Raw genomic sequence first — 19756 nt, 5'->3', positions numbered from 1 at the left:
CCTATTGTCGCTGCCCGAGGCCGACACCCGGTGGGTGCGGCTCGGCTGCGACAGGGGTGGGGATGGCGCTGGCGATTGGGGGCGCGATCGGGGGCGCACGGGGCTCGATACTGGCTGCTTACGGGAAGAGGAATAAACGTGGACATTACTCAGTTGCTGGCGTTTAGCGTCAAGAACAAGGCATCGGATCTGCACTTGTCGGCAGGCCTGCCGCCAATGATCCGGGTGCACGGCGATGTGCGGCGCATCAACGTTGATGCGCTCGACCACAAGCAGGTTCACGCCATGGTGTACGACATCATGAACGACACCCAGCGCAAGGTGTACGAAGAATTTCTTGAAGTGGACTTCTCGTTCGAAATCGAAGGGCTTGCACGTTTCCGCGTGAATGCGTTCAACCAGAACCGCGGCTCCGGCGCAGTGTTCCGCACGATTCCTTCCAAGATTCTTTCGCTCGAGCAGCTGAACTGCCCGAAGATTTTTTCAGAGCTCGCGCTCAAGCCGCGCGGCATGGTGCTCGTGACGGGGCCAACGGGTTCGGGCAAATCGACAACGCTGGCCGCCATGGTCAACTACCTGAACGAAACCGAATACGGTCACATCCTCACGGTGGAAGACCCGATCGAGTTCGTGCACGAATCCAAGAAGTGCCTGATCAACCAGCGCGAAGTCGGGCCGATGACGCTGTCGTTCGCCGCCGCGCTGAAGTCGGCACTGCGCGAAGACCCGGACGCGATTCTGGTGGGCGAAATGCGCGACCTGGAAACGATCCGGCTGGCGATGACGGCTGCTGAAACGGGGCACCTGGTGTTCGGCACGCTGCACACGTCGAGCGCCGCCAAGACGATCGACCGGATCATCGACGTGTTCCCCGCGGAAGAAAAGGAAATGATCCGCGCGATGCTGTCCGAGTCGCTGCAGGCGGTGATCTCGCAGACGCTGTGCAAGACCAAGGACGGCGCGGGCCGCGTGGCTGCGCACGAGATCATGGTCGGCACGTCAGCCATCCGCAACCTGATTCGCGAGGCGAAGGTGGCGCAGATGTATTCGGCCATCCAGACCGGCAACAGCTTCGGCATGCAGACGCTGGACCAGAACCTGGCTGACCTCGTCAAGCGCAACATCATCAGCCCCGGTGAAGCGCGCGGCAAAGCGAAGATTCCGGAAAACTTCCCAGGCTAGAACGTGACCTCACGGGCAATGATCTAAAGGACCTTCATGGAACGCGATCAGGCATCGAAATTCATCAACGACCTGCTCAAGCTGATGGTCAGCCGCAATGGCAGCGACTTGTTCATCACGGGCGACTTTCCTCCGGCGATCAAGGTCGATGGCAAGGTCACCAAGGTGTCGCCGCAGCCGCTGAACGCGGGCCACACGCTGGCGCTGGCGCGCTCGATCATGAACGACAAGCAGGCAGCGGAGTTCGAGCGCACGAAGGAATGCAACTTCGCGATTTCGCCGCCGGGCATCGGCCGCTTCCGCGTGAATGCATTCGTGCAGCAAAGCAAAGTGGGCATGGTGCTGCGGGTGATTCCGCAGATACTGCCGACCATCGACGGGCTGGGCGTGCCGCAGGTGCTCAAGGATGTGGTGATGTCCAAGCGCGGCCTCACCATCCTGGTGGGCGCAACGGGCTCAGGCAAATCGACGACGCTCGCCGCGATGGTCGATTGGCGCAATGAGCAGTCGCAGGGCCACATCATCACGATCGAAGACCCGGTTGAATTCGTGCACCCGCACAAGAACTGCGTGGTGACGCAGCGCGAAGTGGGGCTGGATACCGACAGCTGGGAAGCAGCGCTGAAGAACACGCTGCGCCAGGCGCCCGATGTGATTCTGATGGGCGAAATCCGTGACCGCGAAACAATGGAACATGCCATTGCCTTCGCTGAAACCGGTCACCTTTGCCTGGCCACGCTGCACGCCAACAGCGCAAACCAGGCGCTGGACCGCGTGATCAACTTCTTCCCCGAAGAGCGCCGCCCGCAACTGCTGATGGACTTGTCGCTGAACTTGAAGGCGTTTGTCTCGCAGCGGCTGATTCCCAAGCAGGACGGCAAGGGGCGTGCTGCTGCGGTGGAGATCATGCTGAACTCCCCGCTCATCTCCGACCTGATCTTCAAGGGCGAAGTCTCCGAGATCAAGGAGATCATGAAAAAGAGCCGGCAGCTGGGCATGCAGACCTTCGACCAGGCGCTGTTCGACCTGTTCGAAGCCAACGTGATCACCTTCGAAGACGCGCTGCGCAACGCCGACTCGATGAACGACCTGCGCCTGCAGATCAAGCTGAATTCACAGCGTGCGAAGAGCTCCGACCTGTCGGCCGGAACCGAAAACTTCGCGATTGTTTAGTCATTCACTGGAAAAACGCTGCGCGTTTTGCAAGTTGCCCACCGGGGCACTTCGCGACCGAAGCAACGCGCAGGACGCGTGCAACTTGCGAGGGAGCCGGCTTCGCCGGTCCCGACCAACACTTTAGAGCACTCAAAAAACGCGCAGCGTTTTTTGAGTGAATGGTCTATTGCCGGATCTTGCCCTTGCCGCCCAGGATCGTGAGTTCGACGAACTTCGATCCCGCGCGGATGTCGGGCCGGTAGCTCACCGAATACCCGCCCATGTCGTAGTAGTCCATGCGGCCCAGAGCTTCGATCGTGCCGGCGCGTGTAGGCGTCTTGCCCTGCCTGCGGATCGCCTCGACGACGACCTTGCCTGCGATGTAGCCTTCCATCATCGCGTAGCTCACCGGCACCTCCAGCTTTTCGGAGCGCGTGACGGTGTCGATGAATTCCTTGGCGATCTTGCTGGAGATCTTGTAGGGGCTGGGAACGGCCTGTGCGATAGACACGCCGCTCATCATCGCGTCGTCCAGTTTGGTGCCCAGCTGCTCCATGTCGACGCCGTCGTTGGCGAAGAGGCTGGCCGTGCCGCCGGCCTTGCGGTATTGCTCGATGAAGGCTGCCGCAGAAGCGCCCGAGCCCACGAACATGATCGCCTGTGGCTGCGTCTTGATCATGCCCTGCACGGCTTGCTGGACGTTGGTGGTGCCAGCCGGAAAGCCCGCCATGGCAACGACCGATCCCTTGGCCTTTTGCGCGGCTTCGCCTGCTGAATTCATCAGCTGCAGCGAACCCGGGCCTTGCTCATACACGATGCCCAGCCGCGTGATGCCAACCGTGGACAGGTGCTCGGCCACCTTGAACAGTTCGTCGCGCAAGCTCGCCCGCACATTGAACAGGTTCGTCGTTTCGGGCCGGATCTGCGAGGCACGCCAGCCCACGAGCGCGATCTGCTCCTTGTCGAGAATGTTCGACCGGGCGATCGTCTCGATGCTGGAGATACCGAAATACCCCGCCAGCACGATGGCCTTGTCCTGCTCGATCAGCTCCTTCGTGAGCTTGAGCGTCGACTCGGGGTTGCCGGCGTCGTCCTTGCGCACGAGCACCAGGGTATTGCCGTTGATGCCGGCCCCCTTGTTGGCGTTATTGAGCGCGAGTTGTATGCCCGCGGCATAGGCGCGGCCCTGGTTGCCGTCCAGGCCCGACAAAGGTGCGACTTGCCCCACCACGATCTGCCCCGCATGTGACGCGGTGCAGACCAGCATGGCCAGTGCAAAGCCGGCAGTTTTGAATCCCATTGACGTTTCTCCTCGTGAGAGCCCCCATCGGCCCCCGACGATACAAGAAGCAACAAAGACGCCAGCCATGGAAATCACCCATTGCATGAGCGCGCCGGCGCCCGTCTGTCTGGCGGTTGCCGGGTTTGCAGGTGGCGCAAAGCCCATTTGCGGCAGGGAATGTTTCCGGCTGTGAGCACGGCGGGCAAAGTCCGAGTTTTGCCAAGGAGACTGTCATGCCCCTCGTACGTATCGAGCTGCCGCCCGCTGTGGCTCCGGCCGCCGCCGCGGTGTCCCGCGCCGTCCACCAGGCCATGGTGGACACCATCAGCGTGCCAGCCGACGACATCTTCCAGGTGGTAAGCCGCCATGCCGAGGGTGCGCTGGTCATCACACCCGAATACCTCGGGGTGCGGCATTCGCAGCAGGCGCTCATGATCCAGATCTTCCTGGCGCCGGGCCGCACGCTGCAGCAAAAGCGGGCGCTCTACGCACGGATTGCGCAGGACGTGGCTGCCGCAGCGCAGGTCAGCCCGGCCGACGTGATCATCAACCTCGTCGAAACGCTGCGCGAGAACTGGTCGTTCGGCGACGGCATCGCGCAATACACGCTGTGATGCGCGCAGGAGGCGGGCGGCTAAAAAAAGACGCGCCTAGAATTCCGCGACATCTACAGGAGAAGTAAGCATGCCATCGACCAACCCCAAGACCTACGAAGCAACCCCGGCGCGCAGCGTCGCATTCCTTGGCCTGGGCGTCATGGGCTATCCGATGGCGGGTCACCTTGCGCTGGCGGGGCACCACGTGACGGTCTATAACCGCAGCGCTGCCAAGGCCCAGGCGTGGGTGGCGCAGTTCAAGGGCAAGTCAGCGGCGACACCGCGTGAAGCCGTTGCCGGTTGCGATCTGGTGTTCTGCTGCGTCGGCAATGACGACGACTTGCGCTCCGTGGTGCTGGGCGCTGACGGCGCGTTCGCGGGAATGAAGGCAGGCGCCGTCTGCGTCGATCACACAACGGCCTCGGCGAACGTGGCGCGCGAGTTGTCGGCCAAGGCACGCGAGATGAATCTGCAATTTGTCGATGCGCCGGTGTCCGGTGGCCAGGCGGGCGCGCAGAACGGGATGCTTACTGTGATGTGCGGCGGCGATGCGGCGGCATTCGATGCTGCCAAGCCTGTTGCGATGGCGTTTGCGCGAGCCTTCACGTTGCTGGGCGCAAGCGGTGCCGGCCAGCTCGCGAAGATGGTCAACCAGATCGCGATTGCGGGTCTTGTTCAGGGCCTGTCGGAAGCCGTGGCGTTCGGCCAGAAGGCGGGGCTCGACATGGCGCAAGTGCTCGACGTGATCGGCAAGGGCGCCGCGCAAAGCTGGCAGATGGACAACCGCGGCAAGACGATGATCGAAGACAAGTTCGACTTCGGCTTTGCGGTGGACTGGATGCGCAAAGACCTGGGGCTGGTGCTCGATGAAGCCAAGCGCAACGGTGCACGCCTGCCAGTGACAGCGCTGGTCGATCAGTTCTACGCCGACGTGCAGCAGATGGGCGGCAAGCGCTGGGATACCTCCAGCCTGATCAAGCGGCTGAAGTAGTCAGTGTGAAACGCAGCCGTGGAACGGATTCGCTCCGCGTGTCACTCAGATGAACCATCCGGGCGCTGCCATGGAGGTTTCATCTGAGGATTTCCATGAATGTAGCTAGCACTTCTTCGACAATTTCTCCGGCAGCTCGCAGCGATCTAGGGTCATCGCATCCCGTGCAGCAAGAACAGACGCGCGGCCAGGATCCGCGTCTTGCGGGCATTGAGTCAAACATCCTCGCAGCGAGCGACCCTCACCGAGATCTTGACTCGGCGATGCGTGAGTTGTTGGAGGGCTTTCATAAAGCGTCCGACTTTACCGACGTAGGCAATCCAGACTTTCACGACATGGTGGTCGCCTTCACCTCTGAAGCCGTGCGTCTCATTGAGCGTCAGCCGATGCAAGAGCGTAGTGATGCTCTTCAATCTTTAAAAGAGTATCTGCCGTACTTCGACAACGATAGGCCTAGGCCCTTGCCCACGCCCATTTCCATGTCCATGTTGGAGCCACAGCTCTTGAAAAAGTTGATTGACTCTTTGCTACGGGGCAGTGAGGTCTCTGTTGATTTGGCAATCAATTTGGTTGGAAAACTTGCCCGGAACAACCGGGAAGCTGGCGAACTGCCCCTTCTGCTCGACAGCGTACTGACGGCAGCACGACTTCACGTGATTGACGACGATTTGGTTCAGGATTGCGTGCAGCTTGGCAGAGTGCTGCAAGGCATGAATGACTTTGCCCCCGCAGCAACCGCAATTGCGCATATTTGTCTGGACCACCTCGAATACCATCTGGCCAGTATTCAGCAAGACAATTTCAGATTTTCTAGCCACGGCAAGTGGGTCCTTGAAAGGCTCGAGGACAACCATCTTCAACCCAACGTCGGCATAGCTGAGCGACTCGGCCGACTGCTGGTCGATATGACGCCAGCAAGCTTGAATTACGACTTTTCGCGCCGCATGGGCCGCCATAATTGGCCAGTCGACTTTTGGTGCGATGTCATCCGCGCCGGACTTGGAGCTGCCGCGATTTCGCAGATGGACAAGCAAGAGGTGGCGCTTGCAGCGCTAGCCGGAGCACAACAGTCCGGGTTTCGGCTCTCAGTGTCCGTACATATGCTGTGCAGCGCTAGCTCCAGGTACCTGCCCGATGAATTGAAACCGGTGTTGATAGAGAAATTGCTTTCGAAAGATGTCATCTATTCGGAGGTGGCAAATGACTTGGCACGCACCATAGACGCCTTGCCAGAAGGATCGGAGCGCGATCGGCTCAGGGATATGCTGCGACAAAAGTTGGTGAAGGAATGCTCAAAAACGGACCAGGATCTCCTATCGCTGGTGCGCGTGGCGCTGTCGGTCGACCACGTGTCCGAAGGTCTTATGGCTAGTGCGCTCTTGCGGTCGGCCAATTCTTATATATACGATGCGAGCCGTCAAAATAGCGCCAAAAATCTTGACCGCATGGACGACTATGCGATCCTGACTTTCACCTTCGACCCCGATGGCAGCCTGTTCGTTCCAGACTCTCAGGAGCGCGATGTCGGCAACAAGACGAATCCTGATTTCCTGATCAATGGCGAGCACTTCACTTATCCGAAGTGGCTCGCGGATCGCAGACAAATCCTGCAACAGGCGCAACCGGCGATTGCAGCAGGAAGGGTGGCGTCGATGGTCGAAGTGGCCGACATTCCGAAGGAGCTAGCGCAACTGACGGCAGCCTACACTGGGCGCTTGGTTACCCCTGACGATTGGCCCGCGATGAAGCAGGTGCTGACCGCGGCTCGCATTTACGACCCGCAGCGGTAACGCCTATTCGTCACCATCAGTTTTACGCCGACGTGCAGCAGATGGGCGGCAAGCGCTGGGACACCTCCAGCCTGATCAAGCGGCTGAAGTAGCCAGTGCGAAAGCGAGCGGTTGAACGGATTCAGTCCGCGCGTCACAGGGATGACCCGTTCGGGCATAGCCACGGACGTTTCATCTGAGGATATCCATGAACGCAGGTACCACTTCTTCGACAGCTTGTCTGGCAGCTCGCAGCGATCTAGCGTCGCTGCAGCCAGTGCAGCAGGCACGGATGCACAGCAAGAATCCTCTTCTTGCGGAGATCGAGTTAAACATCCTCGCAGTGAGGGACCCTCACCGAGATCATGGCTCGGCAATTCGCGAGTTGTTTAGAGGATTTAGTAAAGCGTCCAAATTTGACGACGTAAACAATCCGGACTTTCACGACACGGTGGTCGCCTTGACCTCTGAAGCCGTGCGCCTCATTGAGCGTCAGCCGATGAACAAGCGCAGTGATGCTCTTGGTCGTCTCATACAGGATCTGTCGTACTTCGATGTGCACAGCAGGGTGGGTGAGCATGCGTTCATGTTGCAGCCGAAGCTCTTGAACAAGTTGATCGACTCTTTGCTGCGGGGCAGCGAGATATCTGTTGATCTGGCAATCAAGTTGGTTGGAAGACTTGCCCGGAACAACCGTGAAGCTGGCGACCTGCCCCTTCTGCTCGACAAAGTACTGGCGGCTGCACGACTTCACGTGAGTGACGACGCTTTGGTTCGGGATTGCGTGCAGCTTGGCAGAGTGCTGGAAGGCATGAATAACTTGGCCCACGCAACAACCCGAATTGCGCATATTTGCCTGGACAGTATCGAAGCCGGTCAGGCCAAACCTGGCAAACCAGGCTTCGCCGATGGGCTCTGCATCGGGGCAGTCCTCAGTTGGCTGCGGGGCAATCGTCTTCAACCAGGCGCCGGCATAGCTGAGCGACTCGGTCGACTGATGGTCAACATGACGCCAGCCAGGTTGCAGGCCGAACATATGTTGTGCAGCACGAGCTGCAGGTACCTGCCCGACGATTTGAAACCGGTGTTGATTGAGAAACTGCTTTCGAGCTGCTGCAACGATTCGCAGCTGTTAGACGACTTGGCACCCGCCATAGATTCCTTGCCAGAAGGATCGGTGCGCGATCGGCTCAGGGCGATGCTGCGACAAAAGTTGGTTCAGCAATGCTCATTCACGCAGGACTTGGCTGATCGGTCATCGTCGGTGCGCCTGGCGCTGTTGCTCGGCGACGGCAGCGAAGATATCCTGGCTGGCGCGCTCTTGCGGGCGGCCAACAATGTAAGTGATGCGGGTAGTCAAAACAGTGCCGAAAAGCTTGAACGCATGGATGACTATGCGATCCTGAGCTTCCACCTCGACCCCGCTGGTGACCTGTGCGTTCCAGACTCGCGCTTGTGCGAAGGCGTCAACAAGTCAAAGCCCGAGTTGCTCGTGACGGGTGAGCACTTCATTTATCCGCAGTGGCTGGTGACGCGCAGACAAATCCTGCAACAGGCGATTGCAGCAGGAAGGGTGACGTCGATTGTCAAAGAGGCCAGCATTCCGACCGTGCTGGCGCAATTGACGCAAGCCTACGTGGGACCCACGGTGGTTCCTGGTGACTGGCCTGCGATGAAGCAGGCGCTACTCGCGGCTCGCGATCAAATCGCGATGCAGTAACGCCGGTTCGTCATTGCTTCGCAGCCGCTGGGCGCGCCTGCGAAGGCACGAGCTGGCGCAGCTCGTCTTCGGAAATCAATTCAAAAATCCGCACCACGCGCTGCACGCCGCTGATGGTGCGCGTGATCTGCGTTGCGCGGTCTGATTCACGCTGCGTCACGCGGCCCATCAGGTAGACCGTGCCGCGCTCAGTGACGACCTTGAACGCGCCGACATACAGGTCTTGCGCATCGACGAGCGACGCCTTGACCTTGCCGGTGACGAGTGTGTCGGACGAGCGTTGGCCGATTGTGGACACGCCCATCACACCAAGCTCGTTGACCACGCCCTTGACGTTTTCGATGCGGCCGAGCGCCTGCTCAGCTTGCTGCTTGGCCTGCTCCGTCGGCACTTCGCCGGTGAGCAGCACCTGGCGGTTGAAGCTGGTGATGTTGACGTGGGCGCGTTCACCGAACAGCTCGCGCATGCGCGCACCGGCTTTGAGCTCGATGGTTTCGTCGTCCACTTGCGTGCCCGGCGTGCGGCGGTCGATCGACACCATCACGCCAACGGCAGCGCCACCAATCACGAGCGGCGCGCAGGCCGTCAGTGCACTGGCCGCAACAACGGCCGAAAGCGCGGAAAGTACGAATCGCTTCATGTGGGGGTTTCCTGTTCTCCGAGCAATTGAGCATCGACACCGTCGCAGATGCAGTGCAGCGCGAGGATGTGGACTTCCTGGATGCGTGCGGTGCGCTCGTGCGGCACGCAGATGTGCACGTCGGTGTCGCGCAGCGCGTGTGTCATTTTTCCGCCGCCGCGGCCCGTGAGCGCGACGACGGTCATCTCGCGCTCATGCGCAGCAGCAATTGCGGCCAGCACATTCGCGGAGTTGCCGCTGGTGGTGATCGCGAGCAGCACATCACCTGCCTGGCCGAGTGCGCGCACCTGCTTGGAGAAGATGCGCTCGAAGTCGTAGTCATTGCCAATGGCAGTGAGGATGGAGCTGTCGGTGGTGAGTGCAATCGCGCCGAGCTCGGGGCGTTCGCGCTCGAAGCGCCCGACGAATTCGGCCGAGAAATGCTGTGCGTCAGCGGCTGAGCCGCCGTTGCCGCACGCGAGGACTTTGCCGCCGCTGGTCACGCAGGCGAGGATCGCTTGCACAGCTGCTGCGATGGGTTTGCTGAGCACTTCGGCAGACTGGTATTTCAGGTCTGCGCTGTCAATGAAGTGCTGCTGGATCCGTTGTTCAAGCATGGTGAAAGATGATAACCGCCCGGTGTTGCGGGCCCGCTCGCGGCGCGCGCGTACGCACCTTTGCCGCGAATGGATGCAAAACGAGCCTGTATCCGTGTGAGCCGCTCGGCTAATCGCGAATCCCACATCCATCGCGCCACAGCGCCGCGTATGGCAAGGGCATTTCATCACCTCCGTCACCTCCAACACATCAAGGAGATCTCCCATGCGTATCAAGAAACTGAAAGCCCTGCAGCTCGGCCTGCTCGCCGTGAGCGCCGCGTGCGCGGCCAGCACGGCGTTCGCGTCGAGCCACCGCGAGGCGCCGTTCATCACGACCAGCCCCAAGGTCGATGCAACGGACTTTTACATGTTTCGCAGTTACGAAGGCGTCGCCGCAAATGGCAGCGGCGGCCGCAGCGACTACGTGACGATGATCGCCAACTACCAGCCGCTGCAAGGCCCCTATGGCGGCCCGAACTACTTCTCGCTCGACCCGAACGCGCTGTACGAAATCCATATCGACAACAACGGCGACGCGGCAGAAGACATCACCTTCCAGTTCCGCTTCAACAACAAGCTCAACAATGTGTCGCTGCCCATCGGCACGGGCGCAGCGCAAAAGTCAGTCGCGATTCCGCTGATCCAGGCGGGCCCCGTCGCGAACGTCAATGACGCGAACCTGAACCTCAACGAAACGTACAGCGTGAACGTCGTGCGCGGCAATCGCCGCAGCGGCTCCGTGGCGGCCGTGACCAAAGCCACCGGCGCGGCCACGTTCGAAAAACCTGTCGACTACATCGGCGTGAAGACGCTCGGCAACTCGGCGGCTTACGCGACGTACGCTGGCAAGCACATCCACGAAGTGAAGATCCCCGGCTGCCCCGCAGGCAAGGACACGGGCCGCGTGTTCGTGGGCCAGCGCCAGGAAGGCTTCGCCGTGAATCTCGGCCCGATCTTCGACCTGGTGAATGCGCCGCTGGGCGTGATCACGAACCCGGCGAACATCAACGCCGCCGCCGCGAATTCGATCCAGGATTCCAACGTGACCTCGATCGCGCTGGAAGTGCACAAGGACTGCCTGACGGCCGGCTCCGAAACCGTGATCGGTGGCTGGACCACCGCCAGCCTTCGCCAGGCGCGTCTGCTGTCGGGTGCACCGGCCTCGGGCCACCAGACGAGCGAGAAGCCCGGCGGCGCATGGACGCAGGTCTCGCGCCTGGGCCAGCCCCTGGTCAATGAAGTCGTGATCGGCCTGAAGGACAAGGACAAGTTCAATGCGTCGCGCCCGTCGGGTGACGGCCAGTTCCTCGACTACGTGACGAACCCGACGCTGCCCGCGTTGCTCGGCCTCGTGCTCACGGGCAATGCCGCCGGACTTGCGCCGACGAACATTCCGCGCACAGACCTGGCCACCGTGTTCCTCACCGGCATCACCGGCGTGAACAAGCCTGCGACCGTGACGCCGTCTGAAATGCTGCGCCTGAACACGGCGATTGCGCCGGTGCCATTCGCGAGCCAGAACCGCCTGGCCATCGTCGGCAGCCTGAAGGCTTCACCCGCGGGCACTGACTTTGCCGGCTTCCCGAACGGCCGCCGCCCGAAGGATGACGTGGTCGATATCGCGCTCGTCGCCATGCTCGGTGGCTTGTGCATGGCCAACGGCGACGGCGACTCGCTCAAGCTCAACAGCATTCCCGGCGTGGCCGGCGTGACATCCGCCTGCAAGCCTTCGAGCGTGCCGGCCGGTGCGGCGTCGCTCGACGTGCATGACGCCGTTGACCAGGCCGTGGTGCCGTTCCTGCCGGGCTTTCCGTACCTGAACACGCCGCTGCCGGGTTCGCAGTGATTTCACACCCACCAAGGAGCCAACGATGAGCCAACTTCCATTTCGTCGCGCCCTGGTGCCCGCAGCCGTCGCTGCCTTGCTCGTCGCTGCTTGCGGCGGCGGGGGAGGCGGTGGCAGCGGGGTGACACCGGTGACTGACCCGAATGTCTCCGGCACCGACGTGCCCACGTCGGCCACTGCCAGTTCGGCCGGGGCGCTTGCCTTTGTCAAGATCGTGGCGGCGTCGCCCAACAACACGGCCGAGCCCATTCGCGTGGGTGATGCGACGCTGGCGACCAGCGAGACCGAAGAGCCCGATCCGGGCGTCTGAGTCACTCGGGACGTCCCCGCGCGCCGACCCAGGACGGCGCATTTCCCGACGCGCCACCGGCTGCTTGCAAGCACCCGGTGGCGTTATGCTGAGGCATGCCTGAATCCGCGCGCGCTTCCCGTGCGTAGTTATGACAGGACCAATACCCTCATTCCCATGGACCTCAGCACCCAAGACCACTTACTCATCGACCTGCTCGACCGCATCGCCGCGCGGTCTGTGTCACCCGCCCGGCAGGCGGAGAGCGAGGCGGCGTTGCGTGAGCTGTACGACCTCACGTCGTCGCGCCTTTTCGGCCTGGCTGTGCGCGTCGTTACCAATCGCGAATGGGCCGAAGACGTGCTGCAGGAGGCTTACCTGAACATCTGGCGGATTGCGGGCGACTATCGCTCTGCGCTGAGCCCGCCGCTGGCATGGATGGGCGTGATCGTGCGCAGCCGTGCGCTCGACTTCCTGCGAAGGCGCAACAGCGAACGCGCCGATGCGGCGCTGGAGCTGGACGAACACATGAGCGACACCATTGCCGGCGATTCGTCGGACCCGATGGATACGAGCCAGGCGAGCGAGCAGGCGTGGGCCCTGCATGAGTGCCTGCGCAAGCTGGAGGCGAAGCAGCGCGAAGTGGTGAGCCTGGCTTACCTGCGCGACCTGAGCCACAACGAACTCGCCGACCAGCTGAAGCTGCCCCTGGGCACCGTCAAGACGTGGATACGACGTGGCATCGAGCAACTGCGCGGCTGCATGGCCCGGTTTGCATGAGGGCCGCGCCATGAACCTCAACCAGCATCCCGAACTCGCCGACCGTATCGCTGCCGCATATGCCCTGGGCACACTGCGCGGCGGCGCGCGCCGCCGCTTCGAAACCATGGCGCGCCAAAGCTCCGCGCTGCGCGCCAACGCACTTGTCTGGCAGGAAAGATTTGCGGCCATGACTGAACTGCAACGCATCGAAGTCCCGGGCGAGAACGTCTGGAAGCGCATCAGCAACCAGCTCGACTTGCAGCGGCCACTTGCAGCCATGCCAGTGCAGCAGGGCGTTGCCGGGCGTGTGCTGAACTGGTGGCGCGGCGCCGCCATGGCGGGCGGCATGGTTGCCGCGGCCATGATGGGTGTGGCCGTGTATCTGGGCGGTGAAGTCAAGGAGCGCGAGTCGCAGATTGCACAGCTCGACAACACGCGCACCACGCTCGCGCAGCAGAACATCCGCCTCGCATCCGAGCTGCAAGGCAAGCCCGAGATTCAGTACGTGGCGGTGCTGTCGGATGACAAGTCGTCCGCGACCATGCTCGTCACGTTCGACCCCAAGCACAACACGCTGACGCTCAAGCGCGTGGGCGCCTTTGACGAGGGGCCGGAGAAGTCGCTGCAGCTGTGGGCGTTGCCGTCTTCGCCCACGGGCGCGCCGCGCTCGCTGGGTGTGCTCAGCGCCAACCCGGTGATCAAGCTGGCTGCGTTCCAGACGCAGCTGAAGGAAGCGCCGGCGCTGGCCATCACGCTGGAAGCTCGCGGTGGCGTGCCTGAAGGCAGTGGCCCCGCAGGGCCGGTGGTGTTCAAGGGCGCGTTGCTGCAGACGCCTTGATAGGTCAGGCCGCGTCGAACGCCGCGCGCAGCCACTCGATGTGATCGCCTTCGACGCTGATCACATCGAACCTGCAGGCGGGCTCCTTCGCCAGGCGCATGATGAAGTGGCGTGCCGCGAAAACGATGCGCCGCTGCTTGAAGAAGCTGACGCTGGCCGCCGCGCCGCCATGTGAGCGGCTTGCGCGCTTGCGCACTTCGACGAACACAACGGTGCCGTCGGGCTCGCGCATCACCAGGTCGATTTCCCCGCCGCCGCGACCGGGCGTCCGATAATTGCGCGCAACGAGCTTCAAACCTTTGCGCTGCAAGTGCGCAAGCGCCAGGTCTTCGGCGGCGTCGCCTGTCTGTTTGGTGGTGGCGGCCCGTTGGGTGATGGGGACGGCGACTTCTTTTTCCCGGGGAAATTCCATTGAGCGCTTCTTTTGCTTCTGCCCTGATTGCCGCGCGCGAGTCGGCGGCGTCGCAGCATTATCCGCAAGGCGCTTTGTATGTCGTGGCGACGCCCATCGGCAATCTCGCTGACATCAGCCTGCGTGCTTTGCATGTGCTGCACATCGCTGATGTTGTTGCGTGTGAAGACACTCGCCACACACAGGCGCTGCTGCGCGCTTACGGCATCGACAAGTCGACAGCGCAGTTGCTGGCCGTGCATCAGCACAACGAAGCCGAGGCGGCGCAGCAGGTCGTCGAGCGGCTGCAGCGCGGCGAACGCGTGGCCTATGCGAGCGACGCAGGAACGCCTGCGGTGAGCGACCCCGGTTCGCGCCTCGTTGCTGCGGCGCATGGCGCGGGGCTTCGTGTCGTGCCCTTGCCGGGGGCAAGCAGCGTGACGGCGATCCTGAGTGTGGCGGGCGCGCTGGGCGAAGGAAGTGGCTTTGTGTTCGCGGGCTTTTTGCCCGCCAAGTCGGGCGAGCGTGATGCGGCTGTGGCGTTGCTCGCGCAGGAATCGCGCGCGACGGTGCTGCTTGAAGCGCCGCATCGCATCGAGGCGCTGGCGCAATCGCTCGCCGCGCTGGGCGAGCGGCTCGTGACCATTGGCCGCGAGTTGACCAAGCAGTTCGAGCAAGTCGCCACGCTGCCGTGCGCCGGGTTTGCGCAATGGCTGGCCGCGGACCCGCAACGCTCGCGCGGTGAGTTCGCGCTTGTCGTGCATGCCAGCCCGGTCGCCCAAGTGGTGGGCGAGGGCGAGCGGGTGCTGGCCGTGCTGATGAAGGAGCTGCCCGTGAAAAGCGCGGTGAAGCTGGCTTCGCAGATCAGCGGTGAATCTCGCAACGAGCTGTACGACGCGGCATTGCGGATGAAAAAGGCGATGGGCGAGGGCGGGTCAAATTAGATCGTCAGCGGGTCCACATCAACCGCCCAGCGGATCAGGCCTTTTTCACGCGTGGCGTGCAGCACCGGTTGCCATGCAGCAAGGAAGCGCTGTAGTGCGATCCGGTGCTGGCTTTCAATGAGCATTTGCGCGCGCTCGACATTCGCCACGCGCTGCACCGTCATCGGCACGGCCGAGTAGATCGTCACACGGTCGAAGTCGGCGAGGCCCGCGGCCTGCTCGCTGGCTGCATTCAGGAAGGACTGCGCCGCCTCTTGTGTGCGTGCATCGGCGCGCAGCAGCGCCTGGAAGCCGAAAGGCGGCATTCCGGCTTGCTGGCGCTCCTTCAACTGCTGCGCGGCAAACGTGGGGTAGTCATGTTTGCGCAAGGCGCCGAACAGCGGGTGCGTGGGATGAAACGTCTGCACCCACATTTCGCTGGCGGCTGCCTGCGTTGCATCGCGGCCCGCGCGGCCTGCGGCTTGCAGCAGTAACGAGAACAATCGCTCAGGCGCACGAAAGTCGCTGGAGAACAGCGCCGAATCGGCGTTGAGCGCCGCCACCAGCGTGATGCGGCGGAAGTCATGGCCCTTGGTCACCATCTGTGTGCCGACCAGCACATCCACATCGCCGGCATGCACGCGCGCCAGTTGCTCTTCGAGCGAGCCTTTCAGTCGCGTGCTGTCGGCGTCCATGCGCGCGATGCGCACAGGCTGCCCGTCAGCATGGCGGATGTCTGCCAGTAACTCGCCCAGGTGTTCTTCGAGCCGCTCCGTGCCGCGACCCACGGGCGCGATATCGACGTTGCCACATACCGGGCATGACCGCGGCACGCGTTCGGCAAAGCCGCAGTGGTGGCAGCGCAGCGAGCGGTCGATCTTGTGGAACACGCGGTATGCACTGCAGTTGGGGCACTCGCTCTTCCAGTCGCAAGAAGTGCAGGCGAGCACCGGCGCATAGCCGCGGCGGTTGAGGAACACGAGCGACTGCTCGCCGCGCGCGATGCGCTCCTGAATGGCGCCCAGCAACTGCGGCGAGAACACGGCCTTTTTGGGCTGCAGGTTCATGTCCACCAGCCGCACCGCCGGAAACACCGCGTGCTGGCCAACACGTGCAGGCATCTCGATGCGCTGGTAGCGCCCCGTTTCGCTGGCGTGCCAGCTCTCGAGCGATGGCGTTGCGGAGCCGAGGATGACCTTGGCGCCTTCGATCTTGCCGCGCATCACCGCCAGGTCACGTGCGGAATAGCGTGCGCCTTCCTGCTGCTTGTAGCTCGGGTCATGCTCCTCATCGACAACGATCAGCCTCAGGTGCGGCATCGATGCAAACACGGCCATGCGTGTGCCGAGCACGATGCGTGCAGTGCCGGTGTGCGCTGCAAGCCAGCTCTTCAGGCGCTGCGGATTTGTCATGCCGCTGTTCATGGCGACGACATTCGCCTCGCCAAAGCGTTCGACAAAGCGCGCCTGCAATTGCGGCGTGAGGTTGATTTCCGGAACCATGACCAGCGCCTGTGCATTGGCATCGCGCGCAAGTGCGTCGGCCACGGCGTGCAGGTACACCTCGGTCTTGCCGCTGCCCGTGGCGCCGAACAGCAGGAACGGGCCGCTTGCGGCCTCGATGTCAGCCAGTGCCTGCTTTTGCTGCGCAGTCAATTCGGGTGCTGCTGCCGTGACGTGATCGTGCGCGGCTGCAGTGCGCTTGAGCCGGCGCGCGAGCTGCACGGTGTTGAGGTCGCGCAGCTGCGGCGGCAGGCCGGCGAGCGCCACTTCGCCCAGCCCGCGCTGGTAGTAGGCAGACGAAAAGGTAACGAGCTGTCGCCAGGCCGCGCCGAGCGGCGCAATGCCCTGCAGGCTGCCCGCGACCGGCTTGAGCTCGATATCTTGCGCGGCCTGAGCCTGATCCGACGGGAGATCCCACACCACACCGAGCACCTCGCGCTTGCCCAAAGGCACTCGCACGAGGCTGCCCGGCGACAGTGGAAGCTCACTTAGGTAGCTGAGTGGCCCGGCAATCGTGCTGTGCGCGGGGGTCGGGACGACAACGGCGAGCCGATGGGTCATGGTGTGCCGTAGTTGGCCGATGTTCTTCAGAAAAAATTGCGAAATCAGCTGTAAGTGCTTGAATCCAATCAGCTTTGGCTCAAACGCCGATTTTTGTGGATAACTTTGTTGATAGATCGTCGCCGCAAGCCCGCGGAGCCTGAAAAATCAAGCAGTTGGCGCATCCATGCAAAATATGCACAAGAACAGAACTCCTTACAAATCAACAACTTAGCATCGCTATGGGTTTTGTAGCAATCCGCTGCGTCCGGCGCTACCTGCCGCACGCGTTTTGTGCATAAGTCAAGTGGCTGGCAAACTTTTTGCAAACCGGATGTGCTAGGGAACTCCCTGATGACGAACGTTCAGCGCGTGCGCTTGGCAGCCGCCCGTTGGGCGATGGAGTGCTCGTGGACGGCGTCAACGAGCACCTTCACGTTGTCTGGCGGCGTGTGCTGGCTGATGCCGTGGCCGAGGTTGAAGACCAGGCTCGGGCCGGCTCCTTCACCGACGTGCGGCGCGCCGAAACTGTCGAGCACCTTGATCGCTTCTGCCCGCACTTGGGCCGGTGGCGCGAACAGGCTGTTGGGGTCGAGGTTGCCTTGAAGTGCCTTGGCTGAGCCGACCTGCGCACGCGCGCGCTGCAGGTTCACTGTCCAGTCGACGCCCAGCGCATCGCAGTCGAGTGACTTCATCTCGTCGAGCCACAGGCCGCCGCCCTTGGTGAAGACGATGCGTGGAACGACCACGCCATCAAACGAGCGCTTGAGCTGCTTGAGCACCCGGGCCGTGTAGGCCAGGCTGAATTCCTGGAAGGCGCCGTCGGCCAGCACGCCGCCCCAGCTGTCGAAGATCATCACGGCCTGCGCGCCGGCGTCGATTTGCGCGTTGAGGTACGCGGCCACTGCATCCGCGTTGATCTGCAGCATGTGGTGCATCAGGTCAGGGCGGCTGTAGAGCATCGTCTTGACGAGGCGATAGTCGTCCGAGCCGGAGCCTTCGACCATGTAGCAGGCCAGCGTCCACGGGCTGCCCGAAAAGCCGATGAGGGGCACGCGGCCGTCGAGCGCCTTGCGGATGGAGGTCACGGCGTCGAACACGTAGCGCAGCTTGTCGAGGTCGGGTGTGCGCAGCGCGTGCACGGCCGCTTCGTCGCGCACGGGTGACGCGAACTTCGGGCCCTCGCCGAGCGCGAAGCTCAGGCCCAGGCCCATGGCGTCAGGAACGGTGAGGATGTCCGAGAAAAGAATCGCGGCGTCAAGGTTGTAGCGCTCCAGTGGCTGCAGCGTGACTTCAGTTGCGTAGTCCACATTGGTGGCCAGGCCCATGAAGCTGCCGGCACGCGCGCGTGTTTCGCGGTATTCCGGAAGATAGCGGCCTGCCTGGCGCATCAGCCAGACGGGGGTGTGGGCGGTGGCCTGGCGCATGCAGGCGCGCAGGAATGTGTCGTTGCGCAAAGGGGCGAAAGTCATGAGGCCATTGTCGCGCAGTTGGGCGCGCCGTTTTGCCACCTGCCTGCCGCCCGCTTGCCTATGATCGCCAGCCATGGACCCTCAACTCGAACAGGCGCGCGACTTCTTTCTTGCAGGCGTCAGTGACTATCAGGGCCGGCGCTTCGAGAGCGCCGAGCGCAACTTCACGGCATCGCTTGCGTTGGCGCCGGGCCGGCCTTCAACGCTGACCAACCTGGGTGCCACCCGCCTGAAGCTGGGTCGTGGCGATGAAGCGCTGGCGCTTCTGGACGAGGCGCTGGTGGCTGACCCCGACAACACCGACGCGCTGGGCCACCGGGCGATGGCGCTGGCTGAACTGGGCAAGCCGCGCGACGCGCTAGCCGCCATTGAGCGCGCGCTTGCCATCAACCCGAAGCTGGGCGCCGCATGGACGCTGCGCGGCACTGTGCTGCGCGACCTGGGCGATGCGGCCGGGGCTGTGCAGTCGTACCGGACCGCGATCGCCCACGGGGCCGACAGCGAATTGCTGGGCTTCTATATCGCGGGCATAGAGGGCAGTGCTACGCCTGACGCGCCGCCGCCGCAGTATGTGCAGTCGCTCTTTGACCACTACGCCGATGGCTTTGAGAAGCATCTCGTTGAAGTGCTGAAGTACCAGGCGCCGCAGGTGTTGGCAGCAGGGCTTGCCAGGGCAGGGCGCAGGTTCGAATGCGCGCTGGACCTGGGTTGCGGCACGGGCCTGTGCGGCGTGTTGCTGCGCGAGAGCGTTCGACATCTTGACGGCGTGGACTTGTCGCCGAACATGGTGCGGCAAGCGCAGGCGCGCGGCGTTTACGACGAGGTGACCGAGGCAGACATCGTCGTGTTCCTTCGCGATGTGGCTGCGCATTACGACCTGGTGATCGCCGCCGATGTGTTCATTTACGTCGGCGCGCTTGAATCAGCGTTTGCGCGTGTTGCGGCGGCGATGAAGCCGGGCGGCGTGTTCTGCTTCTCAGTGGAGGCGCAAGCCGCCAGGGATCTGGTGCTGCGCCGCAGCTTCCGGTACGCGCATTCGGCGGCCTATATCGAGAGGCTGGCGGCAGCCAACGGTTTCGATATCCAGTCGGTTGAACAGCACGCCGTGCGCGAGGACCAGCGCGTTCCTATCGCAGGCTTGTTCTACTGGCTGGTCAAGCGCTAGGGCCTGTTAACACTAGTTATGGCTGCGCGAACGCGGCCAGAACCGCGCCAATCAAGGCGCGGGACGACGGCAAGGCTTGTGCCTTGCCTAGGAGCGCAACGTGGAGTGGCGCGGT

At 62.7% G+C, this 19756-nt stretch carries 18 protein-coding genes; 12 read left to right on the top strand and 6 right to left on the bottom strand.

The annotated features are described in order from the left end of the window. Window positions 1–138 precede the first annotated feature (138 nt). The gene (locus GHT07_RS19345; protein WP_323741021.1) at window positions 139–1182 is read left to right on the top strand and encodes a type IV pilus twitching motility protein PilT; all 1044 of its coding nucleotides are present in this window, start codon (window positions 139–141) and stop codon (window positions 1180–1182) included. Window positions 1183–1218: 36 nt separating this feature from the next. Next, a complete protein-coding gene (locus GHT07_RS19340; RefSeq protein ID WP_153586746.1) occupies window positions 1219–2355 on the top strand; it encodes a PilT/PilU family type 4a pilus ATPase in 1137 nt (378 codons plus the stop codon). A 166-nt stretch (window positions 2356–2521) separates the two neighbouring features. On the opposite strand, the gene GHT07_RS19335 is transcribed toward GHT07_RS19340, so the two are convergent. Next, complete coding sequence (locus GHT07_RS19335; RefSeq protein WP_153586745.1) at window positions 2522–3637, bottom strand: ABC transporter substrate-binding protein; 1116 nt, start codon at window positions 3635–3637, stop codon at window positions 2522–2524. A gap of 215 nt (window positions 3638–3852) precedes the next feature. Between GHT07_RS19335 and GHT07_RS19330 the strand changes: the two genes are divergently transcribed. The 4 genes from GHT07_RS19330 to GHT07_RS19310 all read left to right on the top strand — a co-directional run bounded on the left by GHT07_RS19330 (window position 3853) and on the right by GHT07_RS19310 (window position 8695). After that, complete coding sequence (locus tag GHT07_RS19330) at window positions 3853–4233, top strand: tautomerase family protein (protein WP_153586744.1); 381 nt, start codon at window positions 3853–3855, stop codon at window positions 4231–4233. 70 nt (window positions 4234–4303) lie between these two features. After that, entirely contained in the window at window positions 4304–5206 is a 903-nt protein-coding gene (locus GHT07_RS19325) for an NAD(P)-dependent oxidoreductase (RefSeq protein ID WP_153586743.1), read from the top strand. A gap of 164 nt (window positions 5207–5370) precedes the next feature. Next, the gene (locus GHT07_RS19320; protein ID WP_153586742.1) at window positions 5371–6996 is read left to right on the top strand and encodes a hypothetical protein; all 1626 of its coding nucleotides are present in this window, start codon (window positions 5371–5373) and stop codon (window positions 6994–6996) included. A 187-nt stretch (window positions 6997–7183) separates the two neighbouring features. Then, window positions 7184–8695 (top strand): hypothetical protein, encoded by a 1512-nt coding sequence (locus GHT07_RS19310; RefSeq protein ID WP_153586740.1) that lies wholly within the window; start codon window positions 7184–7186, stop codon window positions 8693–8695. A 10-nt stretch (window positions 8696–8705) separates the two neighbouring features. Here GHT07_RS19310 and GHT07_RS19305 read toward each other — a convergent pair whose 3' ends face one another. Both GHT07_RS19305 and GHT07_RS19300 read right to left on the bottom strand, forming a co-directional pair. Next, entirely contained in the window at window positions 8706–9335 is a 630-nt protein-coding gene (locus GHT07_RS19305; RefSeq protein ID WP_153586739.1) for a BON domain-containing protein, read from the bottom strand. Beyond that, window positions 9332–9931 (bottom strand): phosphoheptose isomerase, encoded by a 600-nt coding sequence (locus GHT07_RS19300; protein ID WP_153586738.1) that lies wholly within the window; start codon window positions 9929–9931, stop codon window positions 9332–9334. Before GHT07_RS19300 ends, GHT07_RS19305 begins: the two co-directional genes overlap by 4 nt. 205 nt (window positions 9932–10136) lie before the next feature. Here GHT07_RS19300 and GHT07_RS19295 point away from each other — a divergent pair, with 205 nt between their 5' ends. The 4 genes from GHT07_RS19295 (at window position 10137) to GHT07_RS19280 (ending at window position 13648) form a co-directional block, all read left to right on the top strand. Beyond that, the gene (locus GHT07_RS19295) at window positions 10137–11759 is read left to right on the top strand and encodes a DUF4331 domain-containing protein (RefSeq protein ID WP_153586737.1); all 1623 of its coding nucleotides are present in this window, start codon (window positions 10137–10139) and stop codon (window positions 11757–11759) included. A gap of 25 nt (window positions 11760–11784) precedes the next feature. Continuing rightward, on the top strand, window positions 11785–12069 hold the full coding sequence (locus GHT07_RS19290) for a hypothetical protein (protein WP_153586736.1): 285 nt from the start codon (window positions 11785–11787) through the stop codon (window positions 12067–12069). A gap of 156 nt (window positions 12070–12225) precedes the next feature. Further along, window positions 12226–12828 carry an RNA polymerase sigma factor gene (locus GHT07_RS19285; protein ID WP_153586735.1) on the top strand — a complete coding sequence of 201 codons (603 nt, stop codon included), beginning with the start codon at window positions 12226–12228 and terminating at the stop codon, window positions 12826–12828. 10 nt (window positions 12829–12838) lie between these two features. Continuing rightward, complete coding sequence (locus tag GHT07_RS19280; RefSeq protein WP_153586734.1) at window positions 12839–13648, top strand: anti-sigma factor; 810 nt, start codon at window positions 12839–12841, stop codon at window positions 13646–13648. A gap of 4 nt (window positions 13649–13652) precedes the next feature. On the opposite strand, the gene GHT07_RS19275 is transcribed toward GHT07_RS19280, so the two are convergent. Then, window positions 13653–14060 carry a YraN family protein gene (locus tag GHT07_RS19275; RefSeq protein ID WP_153586733.1) on the bottom strand — a complete coding sequence of 136 codons (408 nt, stop codon included), beginning with the start codon at window positions 14058–14060 and terminating at the stop codon, window positions 13653–13655. On the opposite strand from GHT07_RS19275, the gene rsmI reads away from it, so the two are divergent. After that, window positions 14060–14983, top strand: a complete 924-nt coding sequence (rsmI, locus tag GHT07_RS19270; protein ID WP_153586732.1) for a 16S rRNA (cytidine(1402)-2'-O)-methyltransferase — start codon at window positions 14060–14062, stop codon at window positions 14981–14983. The two genes, GHT07_RS19275 and rsmI, sit on opposite strands and share 1 nt — an antisense overlap. Here the strand turns inward: rsmI and GHT07_RS19265 are convergent. Continuing rightward, the gene (locus GHT07_RS19265; RefSeq protein WP_153586731.1) at window positions 14980–17025 is read right to left on the bottom strand and encodes a primosomal protein N'; all 2046 of its coding nucleotides are present in this window, start codon (window positions 17023–17025) and stop codon (window positions 14980–14982) included. The two genes, rsmI and GHT07_RS19265, sit on opposite strands and share 4 nt — an antisense overlap. A 344-nt stretch (window positions 17026–17369) precedes the next feature. Beyond that, on the bottom strand, window positions 17370–18476 hold the full coding sequence (gene hemE, locus GHT07_RS19260) for a uroporphyrinogen decarboxylase (protein WP_153586730.1): 1107 nt from the start codon (window positions 18474–18476) through the stop codon (window positions 17370–17372). A 73-nt stretch (window positions 18477–18549) separates the two neighbouring features. On the opposite strand from hemE, the gene GHT07_RS19255 reads away from it, so the two are divergent. Next, window positions 18550–19641 (top strand): tetratricopeptide repeat protein, encoded by a 1092-nt coding sequence (locus GHT07_RS19255; RefSeq protein ID WP_153586729.1) that lies wholly within the window; start codon window positions 18550–18552, stop codon window positions 19639–19641. Window positions 19642–19756: the final 115 nt, after the last annotated feature.

The sequence above is a fragment of the Caenimonas koreensis DSM 17982 genome, from assembly GCF_009646335.1.
In the GTDB taxonomy this organism is placed as follows: domain Bacteria; phylum Pseudomonadota; class Gammaproteobacteria; order Burkholderiales; family Burkholderiaceae_C; genus Ramlibacter; species Ramlibacter koreensis.
Note: the sequence above shows the minus strand (reverse complement) of the source record. Positions and strands in the feature narration are given on the sequence as shown.

Bases quoted from the DNA above. Each gene is read 5' to 3' on its own strand.
- GHT07_RS19325 (WP_153586743.1), top strand. From the start codon at position 4,304: ATGCCATCGACCAACCCCAAGACCTACGAAGCAACCCCGGCGCGCAGC.
- GHT07_RS19295 (WP_153586737.1), top strand. From the start codon at position 10,137: ATGCGTATCAAGAAACTGAAAGCCCTGCAGCTCGGCCTGCTCGCCGTG.
- GHT07_RS19275 (WP_153586733.1), bottom strand. From the start codon at position 14,060: ATGGAATTTCCCCGGGAAAAAGAAGTCGCCGTCCCCATCACCCAACGG.
- GHT07_RS19340 (WP_153586746.1), top strand. From the start codon at position 1,219: ATGGAACGCGATCAGGCATCGAAATTCATCAACGACCTGCTCAAGCTG.
- GHT07_RS19305 (WP_153586739.1), bottom strand. From the start codon at position 9,335: ATGAAGCGATTCGTACTTTCCGCGCTTTCGGCCGTTGTTGCGGCCAGT.
- GHT07_RS19255 (WP_153586729.1), top strand. From the start codon at position 18,550: ATGGACCCTCAACTCGAACAGGCGCGCGACTTCTTTCTTGCAGGCGTC.
- GHT07_RS19285 (WP_153586735.1), top strand. From the start codon at position 12,226: ATGGACCTCAGCACCCAAGACCACTTACTCATCGACCTGCTCGACCGC.
- GHT07_RS19265 (WP_153586731.1), bottom strand. From the start codon at position 17,025: ATGACCCATCGGCTCGCCGTTGTCGTCCCGACCCCCGCGCACAGCACG.
- GHT07_RS19330 (WP_153586744.1), top strand. From the start codon at position 3,853: ATGCCCCTCGTACGTATCGAGCTGCCGCCCGCTGTGGCTCCGGCCGCC.
- GHT07_RS19335 (WP_153586745.1), bottom strand. From the start codon at position 3,637: ATGGGATTCAAAACTGCCGGCTTTGCACTGGCCATGCTGGTCTGCACC.
- hemE (WP_153586730.1), bottom strand. From the start codon at position 18,476: ATGACTTTCGCCCCTTTGCGCAACGACACATTCCTGCGCGCCTGCATG.
- GHT07_RS19280 (WP_153586734.1), top strand. From the start codon at position 12,839: ATGAACCTCAACCAGCATCCCGAACTCGCCGACCGTATCGCTGCCGCA.
- GHT07_RS19290 (WP_153586736.1), top strand. From the start codon at position 11,785: ATGAGCCAACTTCCATTTCGTCGCGCCCTGGTGCCCGCAGCCGTCGCT.
- GHT07_RS19310 (WP_153586740.1), top strand. From the start codon at position 7,184: ATGAACGCAGGTACCACTTCTTCGACAGCTTGTCTGGCAGCTCGCAGC.
- GHT07_RS19300 (WP_153586738.1), bottom strand. From the start codon at position 9,931: ATGCTTGAACAACGGATCCAGCAGCACTTCATTGACAGCGCAGACCTG.